The sequence below is a fragment of the Pseudomonas sp. SG-MS2 genome (assembly GCF_009933855.1).
GTDB classification, from domain to species: Bacteria; Pseudomonadota; Gammaproteobacteria; order Pseudomonadales; family Pseudomonadaceae; genus Aquipseudomonas; species Aquipseudomonas putida_E.
Window position 1 is genome coordinate 1 of record NZ_MOMO01000094.1, and the last position, 558, is coordinate 558.

The 558-nt window shown below is 69.4% G+C and carries 1 protein-coding gene; it reads right to left on the reverse strand.

Annotation, left to right across the window (positions count from 1 at the left end):
* On the reverse strand, positions 1-558 hold a 558-nt coding region (locus tag BLX42_RS07655; RefSeq protein ID WP_161871491.1), incomplete at both ends, for a GntR family transcriptional regulator.

Consider the following 558-nt stretch of genomic DNA (forward strand, 5'->3'; position numbering starts at 1 on the left):
TCGTCCATCAGTGCAAGCGCCGCTGCCGCGTCACCAGCCTCCACGGCATCGATGATCGCCGCGTGCTCTTGCCAGGCACAGTGGTCGCAGCAGGGCGATTCATAGCGGGCGATGATCAGTGAGGTCATCGGCACCAGGCCATTGAGAAAACGTGCCAGCGGTGCATTGGCGGCCACCTGGGCAAGCTTGAGGTGGAATTCGCCGCCCAGGCGGATTGCCGCGCAACGTTCGCCACGCTCGTGGTGCTGGCGCTCGCGCTCCACCAGCGAACGCAGTTGGCGGATCTGCGCCGGCCGCGCGCGTTGCGCTGCCAGGCTGATCAGGGTGGTTTCGGCCAGGCGCCGGGCGCTCAGCACCTGGCGCGCCTGTTGTGGATCAGGGGCGGCCAGGTGCGCGGTGTGGCTGGGGCGCTGCACCACCACCTGCTGGTCCGAGAGGCGCCCGAGTACCCGGCGGATCACCGTGCGGCTGACGCCGAAGGCGTTGCCCAGTGCCTGCTCGGGCAGCAGGCTGCCGGGTGGCAAGCGCTGCTCGAGAATCGCGTCGAACAGGCGGGGG